The following is a 20,464-nucleotide window of genomic DNA, read 5'->3' as shown; positions in this document are numbered from 1 at the left end:
TGTTTTTTAAGAAAATTTACCCTATATTTACAGCTAAATTTTTAGGTTCTAAGGGAGAATGATGTAATAACATTAGTTGATTTTCTTGTAAGGTTTCGATAGCATAAGCACGTCCTGATGTGTCGCTAAATTCCACTTCAAAAACTGTCGGTTCATAAACTTCTACAATTGTTCCGACTTGTCCGCAATATAATCCTAATTGGGGTAAGTCTTCTAATAAGGCAACTACATCTAAGAGTTTCATTTGATTATCTCCTTAAAGTACATAACAAGTCACTAAGCGGGGAAAGTTTTCGTCATTTCTGATGATCCAAACACTGTGAATAATGGCGGTTTTGTTTTGATGAGTCAGGGGAAAATCAATAACATACTTTTGTCCATATTGATTGATTTTGTCAGGAATAGCATCATAGGTTTTAACTGCTTCTAGGAGTGCATTTTTAAGAAATTGAACGTTATTAATATCTAAGTTTAAGACGGATTTAAAAACCCTAGCTTTATGCTGTCCATCTGAATGATTTAGATTCAGGGCATAACTGGTCAATTTGTTATCATCAATGATGGTATTTTTAGGATTGGTTAATTTCACATTATACTACCTCCTTAATCATTGTCTCTGCTGCCTTGATTGAACTATGATCTATGGCGCTCTCGGTCAATTTCAGAAAATATATCATCGAGTTCTGGTTGATTTTTCCATACTCCAATAAGAGTTTCTAAGTCTTCCCACAATAATTTTTTTTGAATTAAATTATCGGGGATTGACCGAGAAATTTTTACGCCATTAGGAAGAGATAAATCCTCTAATAGCTCGATAGTATTGCCTTTGATAATTCCTTGTATTTTCATGGTAGTTTAGGATAAAGCTTGCTCAACTAAGACGGCAGTTTCACGATCTAGAATAGAGAGAGTTTTCTGAATTAATTCAATCGGTAATTGTAATGCTTGATAAGTTGTTTTTCCATATTATTTTTACTCCTAATTAATGGCATATTCTGTGAATTTTCGTTTAAATGGAGAGTGAAATCCGATGACAATATCTGTTTGAGTAATTCCTAGTTTAACTAACTTTTCAGCTACTGAAATTTCTGTGTTGTTCTGTTGAATATAAACTTTGTTGTTAATAATATCTAAATGTAAAAGACATCCATAAATCCAATGATTATTATGCCAACCAACTTGTACTAATAAATAATGTTTTCTCAGATCGTCAAAGATTATTTCTAGGGAAATTTCACTAGACTGCTGAATTTTAGCTTGTTCTTCAATGAGGGATTTAACTAATTCACTGTAGTTGATTGCCATTCTACGATCTCCTCTCTGTGATATCCCTAGCTGGCATATCCTGATTTTAGCAGGTTTTCCTAATTTTAGCATCTTGTAACAATCTTAAGGTTCACAATCCATACAATGCCGCTACTCTCTCATCTGACGACTGGGTTATTTACCTCTATTTTAACAGATTCGCTGTGATGATTTCAGAAACCCGACTTCTTTAATAATTCGGGTATCTAACCCCCTACAATCCATACAACGCAGCTACTCTCTCATCTATCTCTTTCTCCCATTCTTCACAGTTAACCCCTTTGGCATCTAAGCATTTTTGTACTAATTTGATGATGGGTTCTTTTTCAGATTCAGAGGCGAGGGGGATGGGGATTTTTTCGATATATTGGCGTTTAAATCTTAAATGTCCCCCCAAAATCTGAGGGCTTAATTGATGATAATATTTTAATACCGTTAATGAATTAAGTACCCCCAGAAGATAAAGATCATAAACTGGAATCATAAAGGTTGTATCGTTAATATAAAGACCTTTTTCATCTAAGGAAAAACGTGACTCTTTTGCGATATCTGGAAAAACAATCTTAGGTTTATCAAATTCTGCATAGTAAGCACAAGCGCGTAATTCCCAGTAAAATTTACCTTTATCATAGCGTTTATCTAGTTCGAGCTTCCACTGGTTTAAATGTTCAAAAATGGCAGGATATTTTTTAATATCAATTCCAATGGTAGTAACGATTAGGTATTTATCTTTGTTTCTAATACACCATTTACGCACATCAGCACCTACAGCTAAAGGTTTAATAATTTCTGCACTTTTAGTATCTTTAGCAATTAATTCTGCTCGTTTTGCACCATCAATCACAAAAGCTTGATTAAAACCAGTTTTAATACCATAATAAATTTTTTCATTAACATACTCACCTAAAGTAATACCTGCTGCTGACATTTTATTGATTAAACTTGCCGTAGTAGAATCACTTAATAGCCAATTTTTACCATTTAAAGAATTGTTAGGTAAAACTGTTCCCTGTTCACTAATAACAGTTTTAATATCAGGATAAGGTGATTCTAAAGATTGAACTTGAGTAAATTGAGTATCTTCTTTCATATTTGCTTGCTTCTGTGCAAGAAAAATCATCACTAAAACAGCAGCACTTTCAAATACTGGCAATTCACCAAAATCGGTAATACTGCTCACCTGACAAGTATCAGCAATATGCTCCCTTAACTTCTCCCCATACTTTGCTCGAAACCACTTATTAGAGGAAATAAACGCTAACATTCCCCCAGTTTTAAGTAACTGTAACGCTCTCCCATAAAAGAAACAATATAAATCCGATGTTCCCGTATAAACTTCAGGAAAAACCTTCTTTAAAGTTGGTTTTAAATCTTTAATTAATTCCTGTCTGACATAGGGAGGATTAGCTACCTGAATATCAAAACCTCCTTCTGCTAATACTTCCGCAAACTCTACCACCCAATCAAAACCTTTTGAGATAGCTTCCTTATCACTCGCAATCACAGAAGCACTGCCATGAGTTAATAAAGCAATCTGTTTTTTAACCTCATTAATCTCCTGCTCAAGAGATTGTTTATCACTGCCTAAATGCGCTCTTAAATACTTCGCTTTAGCTTCCCGAAACCGATGGATAAACTCCTCGCGCACCATCCCAGAACCTTGGGGATTAGGAGCAGTTAGACTATCTCCTGTTTCGATTTTAAACTTCAAATTGGGTAGCGGTGGCGGATTGTCTCCCTCATATTCAACCGCTAGGGAAAGCCATAACCTTAAGCGAGCAATATTAACCGCAAAAGGATCGATATCAACTCCATAGATATTGGTTTCAATAATTTCTAATTTGCGCTGATAAACCGTCTTAGAATCAATGCCTTTAGTGGCAAATAAACACTGACGCAAATCTAATAACTCATGCAACATTCCCAATAAATAAGCTCCACTTCCACAGGCAGGATCGCAAACTTTAACCTGTTTTAATGATGCTAAAACTGCCTCTGGATTCTTTAAATTAATAGCATTATATTCATCCACAAAAAGCTCAATCGCTTCTTTGTTTTCAGAATTTAACTTACTGTTTAAATATCCCTTCAATGCTTCCCGACACATGAAAGAAACAATCGGTTTAGGTGTATAATAACTGCCTGATTCATGTCTCCCAGTGACTAATTCTTCAAACACTTTTCCCAACATTTCTGGATCAACTGCTACCTCCACATCAAGGGGTGTACTCTCAGTCACCGTGAAATTAAAATTACTAAAAAGTTCATGAAAAATAACATCGATCGCCTGATCGGGTACTATTATCTTAGGATTGCGATCATCTTCATCTTGTTCAAATAATCCGCCATTTAGATAGGGAACTGTGCCGATTATTTGCCGAAGAAAACCACCGTTATTGATACCAATAATATCCGTTTGTTGGGGATTATTTAGTCCCGTAAAAAACAGATGAGTCAGACGATCTCTATAAAAGTTTTTGTCCGATTTACTGTTATCATTTCGATAATCCTGCCATAATGTTTCTAGATAGTCTGTTTGTTCGTTAAACTTCAGCCAACCCTTTTTCTGGATAAAAACAATAAACATCAGGCGATTAAATAGCTTCTGAGTAAATAGTCTTCTCTGGTCAGCATTAGGGAGAGTTTTGGTAATTAATTGCTCAACTTTTTCAAAGACCGAGCGATACTGTTCAAAAAATTTCTTAGTAACTTTCTCAACATCAAAAGCTTCATCATGACGTTCCTGAATCGCTAAAGGAGACTCGGAACTAATATTATCTAAATCTAGTAAACTTAGGCGTTCTGTGGCGGTTCGTAACTGTTCTCCCGGACTGACTTTAATGCGTCGAAAAACTTGGCGTTTTTCTTGTTTAACATCATATTTAACATTAAGAAAATGCCACTTTTCTTGGTTAGAATCAGAGAAAATAAAGAGCGCGTAGGGATAGTCTTTTAGCAGTTGAGTGACCACAAGACGCTCTAAATTGAGCGGCAGTTGATTGGAGTTGAGACGAGCATAAATAACCCGAAAATCTTCCCCCCCAGAAGCTAACAAGATTGGATCTTCTGCTAATGCTTCTACTGCTTTCTCTGTCCAATTGCGTCGGGACAGGGTTTGATTTTCTCGCTGGTAATTTAACTCAGACCAGAATAATTTTTTGAGCGTATCCAATCCTCTCAGGGATGAAAGAAGGTCATAAACTGACTGCCGAAGTTCAATATCACTCATAACTTTTTACATGACTTCTCATTTAGGTTTACTTTCTCTAAGTAGCTGGTTATAAATCCCCCCTTGATCCCCCCTTGATCCCCCCTTAATAAGGGGGGTGTGTGATTTTAACATCTGACTACTTAGGACTTTTGCCACTTCAGTTAAATTGTATCGGGATCGATGCCTAATTCTCGTAGTTTTTGTGCTAATTTTTCCTTAGCCTGACGTTCCCTTTCTTTCTCTAAAAGAGCCTGTTCTTTTTCTAAAATAGCCTCTTCTTTTGCCTGTCGTTGCTGTAATTCCGCTTCTTGAGGAGTGGGGACTAATTGACCATCGACGGTAAAATAACGCAGTTTACGGTCAAATATCCCTAAATATAATCCTAACTGTTCACTCCATAGATAACCCTGTTCATTGGGAGAAATGGCTTGATATTGTCCCTCAATTAGTCTAAATCCCTGCAATTCTAAACTATTAGGATCGAACCAAAAATAATTAGGAGTGCGAAAGATATTCTGATAGAGAATTTTCTTGTTATTGCGGTCAATATTGGCCGTAGAATCGGAGAGAATCTCGACAATTACATCCGGATATTTACCCTGTTCTCCCCAGACTACCCAACTTTTGCGGGGACGTTTTTCGGTATCTAAAACCACAAAAAAATCGGGACCCCAGAAATCGCGCTTTTTTAGTTGTTCTTCGTTGTAGTAGATGGTTAGATTTCCCGAAGCGTAGTAGTCACTCCTCTCGCGCCATAATAATTCTAGACAACTAAGGAGAATGATGATCTGTTGCAGGTGTAGATCACTTTCCACGGGTGGTTCATCACTCCATAAATCTGTGGGGGCACAGGTAACTTCTGGGATAATGTCTAGGGCTGTCATGACTTTTTCCCGGTATTTTAGAGTTAATTAATTGTAGCTTTTTCCCACTACTTTAGAGATGGTGCTGGGGGATTTCTGCCCCTAACTTAATCCTACACCCTTGACCGATCGCCTTCGGCACTTTATCCTAGCGCCATGGGCAAATATGTTAAAACTTCTATACAATAGCGCCAATAAGCCCGATAACAACGATGACTGAAACCCTAATTCAACCCGCAACCCTAGTAGAACTCTTACGTTACCGCGCCACGACACAACCAGAGGGCCATGCTTACACTTTTCTTATCGATGGTAAAAAAGAAACCCCACCTTTAACCTACAGTGAACTCGATCGCCAAGCAAGAGCAATCGCCGCCTATTTGCAAAAATACCAGGCCCAAGGAGAACGGGCCCTGTTACTCTATCCTCAAAGTTTAGAAGTAGTGGCCGCTTTTTGTGGTTGTCTCTACGCGGGAGTGATTGCCATTCCCGTCCCCCCACCGGAATCGGGACGACTTAAGCGCACTTTGCCCCGTTTACGGGCAATTGTCAAGGATGCTAATGCCACCTTTGCCCTAGTTACCGAAAGTATTTTGACTCTTATTGAAGGTGTTAAAGAAGAATTCCCAGAATTCGACCAAATGAAGTGGATTACTACCGAAAGTATTGATATTTCCCTAGCGGACCAATGGCAAGATCCCCAGGTGGATAAATCGGCGCTTGCTTATCTGCAATATACCTCCGGTTCGACTAATATCCCCAAGGGGGTGATGCTAAGTCATTTTAATCTGATGCACCATTGCGGTTACTTGCAAAAAGCTTGTGGTTACGAACCGGATAGCGTTACCCTCACTTGGATGCCCTATTTTCACGATTACGGGTTAGTCGAAGGTATCACCGTCCCCCTCTACAACGGGACACCCTGCTATCTCATGTCTCCCTTTGCTTTTATTAAGCGTCCGATGCAGTGGTTAAAAAATATTACTAAGTACAAAGTTACTCATAGTCAAGCCCCCAACTTCGCCTATGATCTTTGTACTCGCAGGATTAAAGCTGCCGATTTAGCGGAATTAGACCTTAGTAGTTGGCAGGCCGCGGGAAATGCCGCCGAACCGATTAATCCGAAGGTAATGGCCAAATTTGTCGATACTTTTGCAGATTACGGCTTTTCTTGGTCAACTTTCGCCCCTGCCTACGGATTAGCTGAATATACCCTCTTGATTTCCAATAAACCCAAGGGAACCACCCCAATTATCACCACTTTGGATGCAACCGCCTACGAACGCGGTAAAATTGTCCCTGTAGGTTCCGATCGAACCACTGGAGTTAGATCCGTCCCCAGTTGTGGTCGTCGCGTCTGTGATACCCGTATAGCTATGGTTAATCCCGATACTTTCACCCTTTGTGCAGCCGATGAAGTGGGCGAAATTTGGGCCAGTGACCCCAGTATGGCCGCTGGATATTGGCAACGGGAAGACGCAACTAAAGAAACTTTTCAAGCTTATCTTGCTGATACAGGAGAAGGACCGTTTTTACGCACAGGAGATTTAGGTTTTCTTCTCGATGGGGAATTACATATCACGGGACGGATTAAGGATTTAATTATTGTCCGTGGCAGTAATCATTATCCCCAAGATTTAGAATGGTCAGTACAGCATCTTAATGAGGTTTTTCGTCCCGATTATGGCGCAGCTTTTTCCATTGAAGATAACGGTGAGGAACAGTTAGTTATTGTCCAGGAATTGGAACGTCGCAGCGGCGAATTAGATACGGCCAAATTAATTGCTGATATCCGTCAGGAAATCGCCGAAGAACACGAAATTATGACCCATGCGATTGTCCTGGCTAAATCGGGAACAATTCTCAAAACTGCCAGCGGCAAAATTCAACGTCGCGCTATTAAACAGAATTTTCTCAATGGTAATATGAGTATTATCGATGCTTGGTCAGAAAATCCTCAGTTAGTTAGTAAATTTGATCGCTCTAATTCTGCAACAGAAGCATAGTTTTTTGGGTGGGCAATGCTCACCCGATCGAGGATAACTAATCGTGTTAAGATTAGGTTAGGGATTAAAGTTAGGGAGAAAGCTAGAGTAAACGCCCAAAATTTCACATTTACAAACACTTTATACCATGATGTTGAGAGAGCCGACTATTTTGCTTGTATATATATTGGATGTATGAGTAAACAGGATAAATTATTGATTAAAATTCTTTTAGGTAATTCTGATGCTAACATTCCCTTCGAGCAACTTTGTCAACTACTGAGGAAATTAGGATTTGATCAACGAATAGGAGGAAGTCATCATATTTTTACTAAAGAAGGAGTTGAATAAATTTTAAATCTGCAACCCAAACAAGGAAAAGCCAAAGTCTATCAAGTTAAGCAAATTCGTAGTCTGATTTTAAAATATAAGTTAGGATATCAAGATGAAAATTCGTTATGAACTGATTATTTACTGGAGTAATGAGGATCAACTATTTATCGTTGAAGTTCCAGAACTGGCAGGATGTATGGCTGATGGAGAAACTTATCAAGAAGCTGTGCAAAATGCTGAAATCATTATTCAACAATGGATTGAAACAGCACAGGAATTAGGCCGAGAAATTCCTGAACCTAAAGGACGTTTATTATTTGCTTGAACAAGCACACGAATATGTAATACTAAATCCAGTTATTAAAAACTGATTATCTATTCTCCCCAACCCCCCCCGATGTCGGGGGGTTGGGGGGGTTGCCTTTTGCATGAGTGCCTCTGCTGATATGTAGCTTATACTCAACAGATTTATTATGATTGGTACTCAACAGGAATTATCTAGATTTACAAAATATTTAAATGATCAGGACTCCAGGAATATAATACTAAATCCCCATTTTTTTTGAACAGAAAAAGTAAGGGCGAAGCATTCGGATAGGAAATCTACGGTTTCAGCGATAGGTTATCGCTCGAATGCTTCGCCCCTACGGGACCCTTGACTTGTGGGGAAAGGTAGAAATTAATAGGCAAATAATCCCGATATTAATAAAAACGTCGGCCAGATTAAAAACAGGAAAATTAATCAATCGAAAATCGAGAAAATCCACCACATAACCAAACAAAAAGCGATCAATGCCATTGCCGAAAGCCCCTGCTAAAATAAAACCGTAGGCTAATTGTTCCCAACGATTTAAATGCGGTCCAAAGTAAGCAAAAGCCATTAATCCCAAACTAACTAATAAGGATAGCCATTTTAGCCAACCAACACCGCCCCGAAAAGCACTAAAAGCCGCCCCAGTATTAATCACATAGGTAAAATGAAAAACCCCCGGAATAATCGGGAAAGTATCACCAATTTGCTCAAAACTCTGCACGGTTATATACTTAGTTAATTGGTCTAAAATTAGACCAAGCACCGCCACTATCCAAAACCAGCGATTCTTTTTTAACATTGGCTGTGGCATCAATAAAATAATAATTTACGGAAGAAAAAGGCAATAATTGCCACCACACAAATTACTACTAACTGCCCTAAAAATGGCCAGACTGAATAATTCATAAATAGGGTGGGCAAACTATCGGGAAAGGTGATTTGACCGGCTTGGGGCTGAAAAATCGACAATCCCAGCATATATAATAAACCGCACAGATGAATCACTAACAAACCAGCAAAAGCACTTAAAGCCAGAGTTTCTATCTTGGCCCGCCAGCGAAAAGCCAGCCAACCACACAGCCATGCCCCCGGCATAAAGCCTAAAATATAGCCAAAACTGGCTTCTTTCAGATAACCCATTCCCCCACCCTGGGCAAACACGGGCAACCAAGTTAAACCGAGAAAAATATAGGCCACCTGGGCGAGAAGCCCGGCATTTTTGCCCCCTAGACAGCCCGTTAACAATACTGCCCCAATTTGGTAAGTTATGCCCAATTTTTGCGAAGATAGACCCGCAGCCGACCAACTAGCTAGGCTTACTGGCACAAATGTACTAAAAATTGTCAGCAACAAACCAATCAAAGCCCAGAGTAACTCATTGGGAACCGATACGGAAGCGCGCCGCGGCGGAGATTCTCGTCCTCGACGTGATTTAGGTTGCCTGTTGGGGTTGGTATTCACCGGGGATGGGGGCCTCTCCTCCTATTAAACTAAGATCAGCCAACATCGCCTGATCCTGTTGGGGGGGTTGTCCTAGAGTGGTCAAATAATGCCCAATCAGCATAGCATTAATTCCCGATTTTAGCCCCAGATTTTGCAATTCTCCCATCACCGCCTCTCGTCCCCCGGCATAACGGAGGATTTGTTGGGGTAAAATAAACCGGAAAATAGCGATCGCTTTTAGGGCAGTCAAGGGATCCAGTTTGGGTAAATGACCTAAAGGGGTGCCACTTCTGGGGTTTAATAGGTTAATCGGCACGGATTCCACTTCTAATTCCGCCAGGGAAAAAGCTAAATCGATACGATCGGTCCAACTTTCCCCCATACCGATAATTCCGCCCGTACAAGCCTGAATTCCCGCCGCTTTCAGGTTTTTTACCGTTTCTACCCGATCCTGCCAACTGTGGGTGGAGACGACGTTAGGATAAAAATTCTCGGAAGCCTCCAGATTGTGATTATAACGGGTAACTCCGGCTTCTTTTAAGGCCTGGGCTTGGGGGAGGGTTAACTCTCCCAGGGCGCAACAGGGTTTAATCTTGGCCGTTTCGATGATTTCTTGAACTGTGGCCAGTATTTCCTCGAATTCCTGCGATTTAGGGCTATTGTACTTTAATCCCCGACCTTGACTAACTAAACAGAAGCGTTTGGCCCCCGCTTCGGCTGCCGCTTTCGCATGGCTGACGATTTCCTCGCGACTTTTTAAACCGTAGATAGGCGAATCTTGACCGGGATGGTGGGCGGATTGGGAACAAAAACTGCAATTTTCCGAACAACTTCCCGATTTTATGTTGATAATGCTACATAAATCCACCGTATTGCCACAACAGGCCTGACGAATGAGATCGGCAGCCTCACATAAGCTGAAAATATTTTCCTGACCTTCGATCGCAGTTAAAGCTAGGGCCTCTTGCTTACTGAGTCGATCGCCGGCGATAATCTGATTAGCCCTAGTCTGTAACCAGTTTTTTAAGGCTTCTCCCTCCACGGGGATAGATTGAGTAGCGGTGTGTGTAGAGACTTGTACCACGTCGTTTATGCTCTAACTAAGTTAGGCTCATCTTATCATTATTCAGTTACCGAGGAAAGATTAATAAAAAACTTTAGAAAAAAATACCCTTTTGTGCTAGACTACCCGCAAAAGTTATCTTGTCTCCGATTTTATGAAAGTTATTCCGACGGAAATTCCTGATGTTTTAATTATTGAACCGCAAGTTTACGGAGACGATCGAGGTTTTTTCTTGGAGAGTTTTAATCAGAAAGATTTTCGAGAAAAAACTGGGGTTAATACCACTTTTGTCCAGGATAATCACTCTATGTCCTTAAAAAATGTCCTGCGAGGATTGCACTATCAAATCCCCAATCCCCAGGGTAAACTGGTGCGAGTAGTGAGCGGTAGTGTTTTTGATGTGGCAGTGGATGCGCGTCAAAGTTCCCCCACTTTTGGGCAATGGGTAGGCTGTATTTTAAGTGCGGAAAATAAACGTATTTTCTGGGTTCCTGAAGGTTTTGCCCATGGCTTTCTAGTCCTCTCCGACCGAGCAGAATTTCTCTACAAAACCACTAATTATTATTATCCCCAATACGAAAAAACTATTTTATGGAATGATGCCGATTTAGGGATTGATTGGCCCCTAGAGACTCCGCCGATTCTCTCCCCTAAAGACCAAGCTGGACAACCCTTTAAATCCGTGGAAGTTTTCCCCTAAAGACGATGAAAAAAGTTTTATTAATTGGTGCTAAAGGTCAAGTAGGACAAGAGTTACAAGTAACTTTACCGCAGTTAGGTGAAGTTATTAGTATCAGTCGAGAAGAACTAGATTTAACCAACTCGGAAAAAATCGGCCAGTTAATTAGGGAAATTCACCCCGATTATCTGGTTAATGCCGCCGCTTATACGGCAGTGGATAAAGCCGAAACCGAGCCAGATTTAGCCTATTCTATCAATGCTACAGCCCCAAAAATCATGGCGGAATCTGCCGAAAAAATTAAAGCTAAATTTCTCCATATTTCCACCGATTATGTGTTTGATGGTCGAAAAAATACCCCCTATCTAGAAACCGATCTAACTAATCCTTTAGGGGTTTATGGACAATCAAAGTTAAGGGGAGAAGAGGAGATTAAAACTGTTAATTCTCAGGCAATTATCCTGCGGACTGCTTGGGTTTACGGCAGTTATGGCAAAAGTAATTTTGTTAAAACCATGCTGAGATTAGGCAAGGAAAGAGAGGAGTTAAAAGTAGTTGTTGATCAGGTGGGAAGTCCCACTTGGGCAAAAGATATCGCCGCGGCAATTACTCAGCTTTTAATTAATGCCGATAATCCCGCAGGAATCTATAATTTTACTAATAGCGGTGTCGCCAGTTGGTTTGATTTAACTAAAGCAATTTTTGAGGAGGCAAAAATAAGCGGTATTCCCCTAAAAATTCAGAGAGTAATTCCGATTACTTCTGCTGAATATCCTACCCCGGCGGTGCGTCCGGCCTACTCGGTTCTTTCCGGTCAAAAAATCTCGCAAGAATTGGGTTATATTCCTCCCTATTGGCGGGATTCTCTCAAAGCTATGCTCAACCAACTATTTAATCTTTAAAACTATGAAAGCACTAATTTTATCCGGTGGTAAAGGTACGAGGTTACGTCCCCTAACTTATACCGGGGCAAAACAGTTAGTTCCCGTTGCCAATAAACCGATTTTATGGTATGGAATCGAGTCAATTGTGGCCGCAGGAATTACCGATATTGGCATTATTATCAGTCCCGAAACTGGGGAAGAAATTCGTCAGACCACGGGCAGTGGTGAACAGTTTGGAGCTAAGATAACTTATATTCGTCAAGACCAACCGGCGGGATTAGCTCACGCGGTTAAAACTGCCCAATCTTTCCTAGGAGATTCCCCCTTTATTATGTACTTGGGTGATAACCTAATTGAGGATGATTTATCGCCCTTTTTAGACTCTTTCCACAAACAGTCCCTTGATGCTTTAATTCTCCTGCGAAAAGTGTCTAATCCTAGTGCTTTTGGGGTGGCAAAAGTAGATGAAACCGGCAAGGTTTTATACCTAGTCGAAAAACCCAAAGACCCCCCCTCAAATTTAGCTTTGGTGGGGATTTATTTTTTTGCCCCCACCATTCATCAAGCGATCGCATCTATTCAACCTTCGGGCCGGGGTGAGTTAGAAATTACCGACGCTATCCAAGAATTAATCAATCAAAATAAAGCAGTAGAAGCCAATAAACTACTGGGTTGGTGGTTAGATACGGGTAAAAAAGATGATTTATTAGAAGCCAATCGGATTATCCTTGATACCAGTCTAGAAATCGCTTTGCGGGGAGAAATTGATGCTAATAGTCAGGTGATCGGACGGGTACAAATTGGTCAGGGTAGTAAAATTATTAATAGTACCATTCGCGGCCCTGTCATTATCGGAGAAAATTGTCACATTGAGAATTGTTTTATCGGTCCCTATAGCAGTGTGGCTAATGGAGTAAAATTAATCGATGCCGACATAGAACACAGTGTTATTCTCAAAGATGCCACGATTATTGGCATTCATCAGCGCATAGTTGATAGTGTTATCGGACGACGGGCAAAATTAGAAATCGCTCCCCAACGTCCAAAAGCTTTACGCTTTATGATCGGGGATGATTCCCATGTAGAATTAGTGTAGTTATCAGGGATTAACTACCCCTTTAATTAGGGTTTGCGGCAAAAAGTTTTTCCTAGGTGTAGGCTGTAGGATTTTACCGATTTTCAGGGAAAAAGTACCTGAATTTTCCCCCCAATCACTCCAATCCCTGGCACTTTTTGCTGGGAAACAATTCTAAAAGCCTTATCCAACAAGGTTTTTAGATTTATTCAGCCAACCCTAACTATGTTATAATCAAGAGTCCGACCTATTTTACCGTTCTAGAACTATGACGCAACAGTATCGCATTACCCTACTACCCGGCGATGGCATCGGGCCGGAAATCCTCGCTGTCACCGTAGAGATACTGAAAGTCATCGCTAAAAAATTTGACCTCCAGTTTGACTTCCAAACCGCTTTAATTGGAGGGGCAGCCATTGATGAAACCGGCAATCCCCTCCCCGAAGCAACCCTGAGCGCCTGTAAAAATAGTGATGCTGTTCTCTTGGCCGCTATCGGGGGTTATAAATGGGATAATTTACCCCGGCAGCAAAGGCCAGAAACGGGATTATTAGGCTTAAGAGCTGGCTTAGGTCTTTTTGCTAATTTGCGTCCTGCCACCATTTTTCCGCAATTAATCGACGCTTCTACTCTCAAACGGGAGATTATCGAGGGAGTGGATATCATGGTCGTCCGGGAATTGACCGGGGGTGTCTACTTCGGTCAACCGAAGGGGATTTTTGAGACGGAAACGGGAGAAAAATGCGGTGTAAATACCATGGTTTACTTGGAGTCGGAGGTGGACCGCATCGCTAAGGTAGCCTTTGAAATTGCCCAAAAACGCGGCAAGAAACTCTGTTCCGTCGATAAAGCTAATGTTCTTGATGTTTCCCAACTCTGGCGCGACCGGATGACGAAAATGGCTGCTAATTATCCCGATGTGGAACTTTCCCATCTCTACGTCGATAACGCAGCCATGCAGTTAGTCCGGGCCCCCAAACAATTTGATACTATCGTCACGGGCAATTTATTCGGTGATATTCTCTCCGATGAAGCGGCCATGTTAACCGGTAGTATCGGAATGTTACCCTCCGCTAGTTTGGGGACTGCTGGGGTGGGAGTTTTTGAACCCGTCCACGGTTCGGCCCCGGATATCGCCGGCCAAGATAAAGCCAATCCGATCGCCCAGATTCTCAGCGCTGCTATGATGTTAAAATATGGGCTAAATCAGCCTTTAGCGGCAGCAGCACTGGAAAAAGCCGTAGAAAAAGTCTTAGACCTCGGTTATCGTACCGGAGATATCTTCTCGGAAGGTATGACCTTAGTGGGATGCCAAGCTATGGGCCGGGCCATCCTGAAAGTTTTAGAATCCTAACAAAAGTGACAAATTCCGAAATCGTCATATACCATTGATTTAATAAATACGTCAATTTAATCGTGGGGAGACGAGTGATATGGTGGCCCTATCTGAGAAAACAGAACAACAACGTGTCGATATGGAAATCCCAATTTTGTTAGATCCTACTGTCTTACGGGCGGCCAGACGCATTTATCGCATCTACTGTACCCTCAATAGCAGAGTTAGTAAACGTCCTTTCGGTGTCGCTATTAACCGCGACAATCATCGCGGCCAATTGATTTTTAACAATAAACCGATTCTTCTCCCCGGGGAATGTTTCGTCCCGATTAAGCAAATCGAATCGGAAGCCTATTAATTTTTGTGAAGATTTGCCCCGAATATCTTGCCAAACGTCAGCTAATACCCACTGGCGTAATTTTTTGTCTAATATAAAAGAATGTTCGGGAATAATCTTAACTCTACCCTAATCCAAGACCTCGATCGCCTAGAAAATCGTCTTCGGGAAATTCCCCTCGAACCGGGGGTGTACTTCCTGCGCGACCAAAATGGCGAAATTCTCTACATTGGTAAATCCAAAAAACTCCGGTCTAGAGTCCGTTCCTATTTTCGTCCCAGTCAACCCCTCAGTCCCCGCATTGCTTTGATGGTGCGACAGGTGACGGAAATTGAATTTATCGTCACCGACACGGAAGCAGAATCCTTGGCCCTGGAAGCTAATCTAATTAAACAACATCAGCCCCATTTTAATACTCTCCTCAAGGACGATAAAAAATATCCATACATTTGTATTACTTGGTCGGAAACCTACCCGCGCATTTTTATCACCCGCAAACGTAGGATAAATAACCAAAAAGACCGTTATTATGGTCCCTACGTCGATACTAGGCTGCTGCGCCACACTTTACACCTAATTAAACGCACTTTTCCCCTGCGTCAACGTCCCCAACCTCTGTTTAAAGACCGTCCCTGTTTAAATTATGATATCGGTCGTTGTCCGGGGGTTTGTCAAAAATTAATTAGTCCCCAAGATTATCGAGAAACCTTGCAGAAAGTGGCGATGATTTTTCAGGGAAGGACGGGGGAATTATTAGAGAAATTAGCGACAAAGATGCTCGCAGCGTCGGAAAACCTAGATTTTGAACAAGCGGCCACGATTAGGGATCAAATTCGCGGATTACAGGCTCTTAATACCGATCAAAAAGTCTCTTTACCTGATGATACCGTATCCCGGGACGCGATCGCTTTAGCTAAGGACGAGCAGCATTGTTGCATACAATTATTCCAAGTGCGTTCTGGTCGTTTGGTGGGACGTTTGGGATTTTTTGCCGATAGTCAGTCAGCAAACGAGGGAGAAATCCTGCAAAAAGTCCTAGAAGAACATTATTTATCGGTGGAAGGGGTGGAAATTCCCAGCGAAATCCTGTTACCCTGCGAATTACCGGAAGGTGAGGTGTTAGCGGGGTGGTTAAGGGAAAAAAAAGGTCGCAAAGTCGAGTTAACTGTCCCCCAACGGCAAAGTAAAGCGGATTTATTAGCTATGGTCGAGAAAAACGCTCTTTATGAGTTAGAAAAGACGAAAAGAAGCGCCGACCGGGATTTACAGTCTTTGCAAGATTTAGCGGTAATTCTCGATTTACCGGCACTGCCGCACCGCATCGAGGGTTATGATATTTCTCATATTCAGGGTTCTAATGCAGTCGCGTCGGGAGTGGTGTTTATCGATGGGGTGGCCGCTAATCAACATTATCGTCACTATAAAATCAAAAATCCCGAGGTTAAAATCGGCCATTCCGATGATTTTGCCAGTTTAGCAGAAGTAATTCGCCGGCGTTTCCGTCTTTATGCCGAAAATCCCGATAATATTGCCGAAAGTGATGATTTTCCCGATTTGGTCATGATTGATGGGGGAAAAGGACAATTATCAGCAGTGGTGGCAGTTTTAGGGGAGATGAATTTATTAGAACAGGTAAAAGTTGTTAGTTTAGCTAAACAGAGAGAGGAGATTTTTTTACCGGGGGAATCCTCTCCTTTAGAGACGGATAAGGAACAACCCGGAGTGCAATTATTGCGTCGAGTCAGGGATGAAGCGCACCGCTTTGCTGTTAGCTTTCACCGACAACAAAGGATGCAAAAAAGTCGCCGTTCCCGTCTGGATGAAATACCGGGTTTAGGTTTTAAGCGACAAAAAGAGTTATTAGCTCATTTTCATTCTCTGGATTATATTCGCGAAGCTTCCCTAGAACAATTGCAACAGGTGACAGGAATTGGGGAACAATTAGCTAAGGAAATTTATAATTATTTTCATCCTAGGTAGGGATAACCTGTTGAAGAATATCTAAGGCTTGACGGGGGGTTATGATGAGAATATCTTCAATAACGCCGTAACCGTTGATCTATTTTTGCTGATAGGGTTAGTGACCAATGTACCATGATTTTTCTCCTTTAGCCCCTAAACATATAAACATCATAACCCATTTCTAGCAACAATTAGAAAGAACCAATTTTAACCCTCAATGCAGCCGACAAGATATACAATATGGAGAGCCGACTATAAACCCAAACGTTTATTTTCTAGTTTTCTCATCTCTGTTTGTACGCTAACACCAATTTGTAAGGCTTCATCTAAAAATCTACCGTATTCTGTGGCTTTTTCGCTTGCTTGTAAGGATCTCAAACCACTTAAATCAATATTAAATTGTTCTGGTCTAAATTGGGGATTTTCTCTCAAAATTCGTTCTGTTTGTAAAGCTCGAACCAGATTTTCCCGATTAATTCTTAATGCTTCTAAAACTTTCTCTCTTTCATTTAATTTAACGGGATTACCCACTGCTTCTAATTCATCTAAAGTATTAATGTTTAAGATAAGTTGATAATACTGATTGATTTCTTTACCAAAAACATTTGTTTTGTTATATTCGTTGCCAATCCTTCCCAGTAGCCAAAAAAAGAACATAGAGAATAAAGCGCAGAAAATACCAGCCGAAAGTCTATCACCACGAGCAGGAGAATAAGGAGAATAAAAAAACTCGATTAGTGCCGCGAAAGCACCAATTCCAAAAAATGAACCTAGCATACCCAATAAATACATTTGCAAAAACAATATTGTCCTTATTGGACGCAACAGATATACTCTTTTTGATTTTTGATATCTCTGCCAATTAAATCCAGTTAATCTTTTTAACTCTCCTAGCGTGATTTCTAGTTCTTGCAAATCTGGTCGCATTTTTAAAGTCACTCCTGACAATAATCTTTGGTCATTTATTGAGTATAATACAGGCACTACAACTGAAAACCTAGACTAACGCGGAGTAATTTCACTCAACGCTTCTTGCAGCAGTTCATCACTTACACCATGACGCTTCAAACTAGCAACGAGAGCAGAAATTGTATCTCCCTCTAGACGCTCCAAATCCGCACGCAGCCCTTGTCCAATGTAAGCACGGATCAAAGGTTGATAACCAGAGAAACCAAGCAACGGTGCAACCCGCTTTAAATCTTCAATCACATCTTCGGGAATACGAATCGTGATTGTAGTCATAGGGCGATTTTTCTCCAGTCGTTTTTTTAATGCCTCAACTTTCATAATACTCACGTTCCTTGCGTGTGGCTTTGCGAGCCGAAATGATCCGAATGATGTCGTTTTCACGCTCAATATAAACGACGTACAGGAGATTCCACCGTCTATCTAACCCAATGATCGCATCTCGTGCCTCATCATTGCGACTTGCATCAACAACAACCAGCAGTGGATCGAAGAAGACTTCTGCTGCTTGCTGAAACGTAATACCGTCATGGTTGATCGGGTTAATCCTAGATTTCTCGTCATTCCAAACAAAAGTAATGCCACTGAGGACAAAATAGACATCCATACTTGTAGTATAGGCAGGATGTATTTACATTGTCAATACTTTATTAACACACCCTACGAGAGCAGCAATTATTATAGGTTGGGTTGACGCAAGGAAAAACACCCTACGAGGCTCTAGGCTTATTGACAGATAAAAATCAATTCAGGGTAATTTTATGCTAATCTGCGACTTACCGACTTATAATAAAAATGTTCTTGCCAAAGAAGCTGTAGCTAACTACTTAACTGAATCTGCTAGGATGCTATCACAGAATAGAAGACTACATCTATTAATTGCTGAGGCAGAACTAAGTTTAACCGCTCCTTTTTTAACTACTTATATCGCTTTCAGGTAAAAAAATTAGGCGTTTTCGGTTTACCATAGTCAAAGTGTGCTTTCTAGGCTAATGACTTTGACTAAAAACCCCGTGAGCAGAAACCGTCGTTTTTCCCCGCGCAATCTCTTTGAGACTTGCATGGCCCTATTGGTGTTATGTAATTATATTCTGGTTATTTTCGATTTAACTTATATTCCCCTGCGAGATTTTTGGTTACAGGGACGCTTGCAAATAACTTTATTAAGATTTAATGAACCAATAAAACTCGGTCCGATTTCCTTTCAAGAATTACAAATACCTCCCGATAAACCCCTAGAAATTCCCTTTGTTAAAGGAATTGCTAAGTATGATGTGGTGAAAGGGATTAAACCCTATCGCAGTACCAGCGAATATTTAGCTACGGTTGATAAACTTAATGAAATAATTAATCAAAAGGTCTTTAACCCAGAGTTTAATCTGCAAGAATATCGCCAAGAGATTGAGAAAATTTTAGCAAATTTACGCCAAAAAAGTGTCGATATGATCGATAATAATCCCTTTGCCTCGGCCGAGAAAACTGGGACTTTAGAAAAGATTAAAAATAAAATGCGCTTGCGGGTTTTTAAAACAGAAAATGTTTCCGCAAAAGCAGCCTTTCAGAAGTTTTGGACTTGGGATTATCTCAGTCAAAATGGCTGGGAAAAAGAGTTGAAATTTTTCAATCAAGAAATTCAACCTTTAATAGAAACTAATTATTTTCGTCCTCTAGGAGAAGATGGGAGACCGATAGATAACTTTGAGGTGATCGATTTTTTCTTTGGTACCATCTTTTTCTGGGAATTTATGCTGAGAACTTGGTGGATTGCTCGCACTCATAAAGGCCTACGTTGGCGCGAGGCTATGTTATGGCGATGGTATGATATTTTTCTGTTTGTTCCTATCTGGAGATGGTTGCGATTTATTCCTACCGTTATTCGCCTAGACCAAGTTAAAATTATTAACTTAAAGTTGATTAAAGAACAGGCAGTTAAAGGTTTAGTTGCGCTAATTTCTAAAGATATTACTGAGATAATATTCCTGAGAATTATTAATCAAATACAGGAATATATCCGACGGGGACAAGTGGAGAAATTTCTCGATCAATCCCTTAGTGGTGGATATAATAATCTCAATGATACTAATGAAGTTATCGAAATTTTTCGGTTAGTAGTTAATAGTACCGTTGATAAGGTTTTACCGCAAGTTAAACCGGAAGCAGAAGCTTTAATTAAATACAATATCGAGAAAATTCTCAGTCAAACTCCTGCGTATCAGAGCTTATTGCGATTACCCGGCATGAAAGGGTTAAAAACTGACTTGAGTAATCGTCTATCTAGTCAATTGTATCAATCCTTTGTTAATATAGCTGACAAGATTACCCAGGAAGACGAAGTTTTTGAGCGTTTATTGCAGCAATTAGTCCAACGTTTCGGGCAATCTCTCGCCGGGGAATTACAATCCCGTCACAGTCTAGAAAGAATCGAGATGTTATTAATTATCTTCCTAGAAGAAGTCAAATTAAACTATGTACAAGAATTCTCGGATGAAGACTTAGAAACTATCCTCGAACAAACTCGCTTACTCCACTCCAAAAGTGCAGAAATTACCCCAGGAGAAACCATGAATCCTCGTCGTCTTCCCTAAAAATTAAGTAGCTGGTTATAATTAAATTAAAAATGGATTTTAGGTTCGATCCCCCCTGCCCCCCTTGATAAGGGGGGTGCCGATAGGCGGGGGGATATCCCCTTAATAAGGGGGCATCTGATAA

22 protein-coding genes are annotated in these 20,464 nt (G+C 40.7%); 10 read left to right on the top strand and 12 right to left on the bottom strand.

Annotated features, from left to right (window positions below; genetic code table 11):
• Positions 1 to 16: 16 nt before the first annotated feature.
• The 6 genes from IM473_RS10450 to IM473_RS10425 all read right to left on the bottom strand — a co-directional run bounded on the left by IM473_RS10450 (position 17) and on the right by IM473_RS10425 (position 5,400).
• Complete coding sequence (locus tag IM473_RS10450; protein WP_002790332.1) at positions 17 to 244, bottom strand: DUF4926 domain-containing protein; 228 nt, start codon at positions 242 to 244, stop codon at positions 17 to 19.
• Between the two features lie 12 nt (positions 245 to 256).
• A complete protein-coding gene (locus IM473_RS10445) occupies positions 257 to 589 on the bottom strand; it encodes a DUF6883 domain-containing protein (protein ID WP_287657705.1) in 333 nt (110 codons plus the stop codon).
• Positions 590 to 633: 44 nt separating this feature from the next.
• Positions 634 to 849: a hypothetical protein gene (locus IM473_RS10440; RefSeq protein WP_072923986.1), complete on the bottom strand. Its 216-nt coding sequence runs from the start codon at positions 847 to 849 to the stop codon at positions 634 to 636.
• A 129-nt stretch (positions 850 to 978) separates the two neighbouring features.
• On the bottom strand, positions 979 to 1,305 hold the full coding sequence (locus IM473_RS10435; RefSeq protein ID WP_287657704.1) for a XisI protein: 327 nt from the start codon (positions 1,303 to 1,305) through the stop codon (positions 979 to 981).
• Positions 1,306 to 1,519: 214 nt separating this feature from the next.
• Positions 1,520 to 4,534, bottom strand: coding sequence for an Eco57I restriction-modification methylase domain-containing protein (locus IM473_RS10430; RefSeq protein ID WP_287657703.1), 3,015 nt, complete (start codon positions 4,532 to 4,534; stop codon positions 1,520 to 1,522).
• 143 nt (positions 4,535 to 4,677) lie between these two features.
• Complete coding sequence (locus IM473_RS10425; RefSeq protein WP_287690435.1) at positions 4,678 to 5,400, bottom strand: Uma2 family endonuclease; 723 nt, start codon at positions 5,398 to 5,400, stop codon at positions 4,678 to 4,680.
• Between the two features lie 191 nt (positions 5,401 to 5,591).
• Between IM473_RS10425 and IM473_RS10420 the strand changes: the two genes are divergently transcribed.
• The 3 genes from IM473_RS10420 to IM473_RS10410 all read left to right on the top strand — a co-directional run bounded on the left by IM473_RS10420 (position 5,592) and on the right by IM473_RS10410 (position 8,022).
• The gene (locus IM473_RS10420) at positions 5,592 to 7,385 is read left to right on the top strand and encodes a fatty acyl-AMP ligase (RefSeq protein WP_287657700.1); all 1,794 of its coding nucleotides are present in this window, start codon (positions 5,592 to 5,594) and stop codon (positions 7,383 to 7,385) included.
• Positions 7,386 to 7,559: 174 nt separating this feature from the next.
• A complete protein-coding gene (locus IM473_RS10415) occupies positions 7,560 to 7,715 on the top strand; it encodes a type II toxin-antitoxin system HicA family toxin (RefSeq protein ID WP_108937859.1) in 156 nt (51 codons plus the stop codon).
• A gap of 94 nt (positions 7,716 to 7,809) precedes the next feature.
• Positions 7,810 to 8,022 (top strand): type II toxin-antitoxin system HicB family antitoxin, encoded by a 213-nt coding sequence (locus IM473_RS10410; protein WP_002776225.1) that lies wholly within the window; start codon positions 7,810 to 7,812, stop codon positions 8,020 to 8,022.
• A gap of 319 nt (positions 8,023 to 8,341) precedes the next feature.
• Here the strand turns inward: IM473_RS10410 and lspA are convergent, their stop codons facing one another.
• Genes lspA through bioB form a run of 3 tightly spaced genes read right to left on the bottom strand, consistent with a single transcriptional unit; the run spans position 8,342 to position 10,537 of the window.
• A complete protein-coding gene (gene lspA / locus IM473_RS10405) occupies positions 8,342 to 8,809 on the bottom strand; it encodes a signal peptidase II (RefSeq protein WP_287657788.1) in 468 nt (155 codons plus the stop codon).
• 11 nt (positions 8,810 to 8,820) lie between these two features.
• Positions 8,821 to 9,471, bottom strand: coding sequence for a biotin transporter BioY (locus tag IM473_RS10400; protein WP_287657699.1), 651 nt, complete (start codon positions 9,469 to 9,471; stop codon positions 8,821 to 8,823).
• On the bottom strand, positions 9,443 to 10,537 hold the full coding sequence (gene bioB, locus IM473_RS10395; protein WP_287657698.1) for a biotin synthase BioB: 1,095 nt from the start codon (positions 10,535 to 10,537) through the stop codon (positions 9,443 to 9,445). The genes IM473_RS10400 and bioB overlap by 29 nt, the downstream gene beginning before the upstream one ends.
• Positions 10,538 to 10,670: 133 nt before the next feature.
• On the opposite strand from bioB, the gene rfbC reads away from it, so the two are divergent.
• The 6 genes from rfbC to uvrC all read left to right on the top strand — a co-directional run bounded on the left by rfbC (position 10,671) and on the right by uvrC (position 16,807).
• Complete coding sequence (gene rfbC, locus IM473_RS10390) at positions 10,671 to 11,216, top strand: dTDP-4-dehydrorhamnose 3,5-epimerase (RefSeq protein WP_287657696.1); 546 nt, start codon at positions 10,671 to 10,673, stop codon at positions 11,214 to 11,216.
• 5 nt (positions 11,217 to 11,221) lie between these two features.
• Complete coding sequence (gene rfbD / locus IM473_RS10385) at positions 11,222 to 12,097, top strand: dTDP-4-dehydrorhamnose reductase (RefSeq protein ID WP_287657694.1); 876 nt, start codon at positions 11,222 to 11,224, stop codon at positions 12,095 to 12,097.
• A 4-nt stretch (positions 12,098 to 12,101) separates the two neighbouring features.
• Positions 12,102 to 13,175: a glucose-1-phosphate thymidylyltransferase gene (locus tag IM473_RS10380; RefSeq protein ID WP_287657692.1), complete on the top strand. Its 1,074-nt coding sequence runs from the start codon at positions 12,102 to 12,104 to the stop codon at positions 13,173 to 13,175.
• 247 nt (positions 13,176 to 13,422) lie between these two features.
• On the top strand, positions 13,423 to 14,508 hold the full coding sequence (gene leuB, locus IM473_RS10375) for a 3-isopropylmalate dehydrogenase (RefSeq protein ID WP_287657690.1): 1,086 nt from the start codon (positions 13,423 to 13,425) through the stop codon (positions 14,506 to 14,508).
• A 79-nt stretch (positions 14,509 to 14,587) separates the two neighbouring features.
• Positions 14,588 to 14,848 (top strand): hypothetical protein, encoded by a 261-nt coding sequence (locus IM473_RS10370; protein WP_002734814.1) that lies wholly within the window; start codon positions 14,588 to 14,590, stop codon positions 14,846 to 14,848.
• An 81-nt stretch (positions 14,849 to 14,929) separates the two neighbouring features.
• Positions 14,930 to 16,807 (top strand): excinuclease ABC subunit UvrC, encoded by a 1,878-nt coding sequence (gene uvrC, locus IM473_RS10365; protein ID WP_287657688.1) that lies wholly within the window; start codon positions 14,930 to 14,932, stop codon positions 16,805 to 16,807.
• A 234-nt stretch (positions 16,808 to 17,041) separates the two neighbouring features.
• On the opposite strand, the gene IM473_RS10360 is transcribed toward uvrC, so the two are convergent.
• The 3 genes from IM473_RS10360 to IM473_RS10350 form a co-directional block, all read right to left on the bottom strand.
• Positions 17,042 to 17,728, bottom strand: a complete 687-nt coding sequence (locus IM473_RS10360; RefSeq protein ID WP_287690433.1) for a hypothetical protein — start codon at positions 17,726 to 17,728, stop codon at positions 17,042 to 17,044.
• A gap of 63 nt (positions 17,729 to 17,791) precedes the next feature.
• Positions 17,792 to 18,076, bottom strand: a complete 285-nt coding sequence (locus IM473_RS10355; RefSeq protein ID WP_149989904.1) for a hypothetical protein — start codon at positions 18,074 to 18,076, stop codon at positions 17,792 to 17,794.
• Positions 18,066 to 18,362: a BrnT family toxin gene (locus IM473_RS10350; RefSeq protein WP_002784536.1), complete on the bottom strand. Its 297-nt coding sequence runs from the start codon at positions 18,360 to 18,362 to the stop codon at positions 18,066 to 18,068. Before IM473_RS10350 ends, IM473_RS10355 begins: the two co-directional genes overlap by 11 nt.
• Positions 18,363 to 18,747: 385 nt before the next feature.
• Here IM473_RS10350 and IM473_RS10345 point away from each other — a divergent pair, with 385 nt between their 5' ends.
• Complete coding sequence (locus IM473_RS10345; RefSeq protein ID WP_287657686.1) at positions 18,748 to 20,340, top strand: hypothetical protein; 1,593 nt, start codon at positions 18,748 to 18,750, stop codon at positions 20,338 to 20,340.
• The last annotated feature ends 124 nt before the right edge of the window (positions 20,341 to 20,464 follow it).

The sequence above is a fragment of the Microcystis sp. M015S2 genome (assembly GCF_020245945.1).
Lineage (GTDB): Bacteria > Cyanobacteriota > Cyanobacteriia > Cyanobacteriales > Microcystaceae > Microcystis.
Note: the sequence above shows the minus strand (reverse complement) of the source record. Positions and strands in the feature narration are given on the sequence as shown.

Coding starts and splice junctions, on each gene's coding strand:
- IM473_RS10410 (WP_002776225.1), top strand. CDS start 7,810: ATGAAAATTCGTTATGAACTGATTATTTACTGGAGTAATGAGGATCAA.
- IM473_RS10355 (WP_149989904.1), bottom strand. CDS start 18,076: ATGAAAGTTGAGGCATTAAAAAAACGACTGGAGAAAAATCGCCCTATG.
- uvrC (WP_287657688.1), top strand. CDS start 14,930: ATGTTCGGGAATAATCTTAACTCTACCCTAATCCAAGACCTCGATCGC.
- IM473_RS10350 (WP_002784536.1), bottom strand. CDS start 18,362: ATGGATGTCTATTTTGTCCTCAGTGGCATTACTTTTGTTTGGAATGAC.
- IM473_RS10425 (WP_287690435.1), bottom strand. CDS start 5,400: ATGACAGCCCTAGACATTATCCCAGAAGTTACCTGTGCCCCCACAGAT.
- IM473_RS10450 (WP_002790332.1), bottom strand. CDS start 244: ATGAAACTCTTAGATGTAGTTGCCTTATTAGAAGACTTACCCCAATTA.
- IM473_RS10380 (WP_287657692.1), top strand. CDS start 12,102: ATGAAAGCACTAATTTTATCCGGTGGTAAAGGTACGAGGTTACGTCCC.
- lspA (WP_287657788.1), bottom strand. CDS start 8,809: ATGTTAAAAAAGAATCGCTGGTTTTGGATAGTGGCGGTGCTTGGTCTA.
- rfbC (WP_287657696.1), top strand. CDS start 10,671: ATGAAAGTTATTCCGACGGAAATTCCTGATGTTTTAATTATTGAACCG.
- IM473_RS10415 (WP_108937859.1), top strand. CDS start 7,560: ATGAGTAAACAGGATAAATTATTGATTAAAATTCTTTTAGGTAATTCT.
- IM473_RS10435 (WP_287657704.1), bottom strand. CDS start 1,305: ATGGCAATCAACTACAGTGAATTAGTTAAATCCCTCATTGAAGAACAA.
- IM473_RS10420 (WP_287657700.1), top strand. CDS start 5,592: ATGACTGAAACCCTAATTCAACCCGCAACCCTAGTAGAACTCTTACGT.
- IM473_RS10430 (WP_287657703.1), bottom strand. CDS start 4,534: ATGAGTGATATTGAACTTCGGCAGTCAGTTTATGACCTTCTTTCATCC.
- IM473_RS10440 (WP_072923986.1), bottom strand. CDS start 849: ATGAAAATACAAGGAATTATCAAAGGCAATACTATCGAGCTATTAGAG.
- leuB (WP_287657690.1), top strand. CDS start 13,423: ATGACGCAACAGTATCGCATTACCCTACTACCCGGCGATGGCATCGGG.
- IM473_RS10370 (WP_002734814.1), top strand. CDS start 14,588: ATGGTGGCCCTATCTGAGAAAACAGAACAACAACGTGTCGATATGGAA.
- rfbD (WP_287657694.1), top strand. CDS start 11,222: ATGAAAAAAGTTTTATTAATTGGTGCTAAAGGTCAAGTAGGACAAGAG.
- IM473_RS10345 (WP_287657686.1), top strand. CDS start 18,748: ATGACTTTGACTAAAAACCCCGTGAGCAGAAACCGTCGTTTTTCCCCG.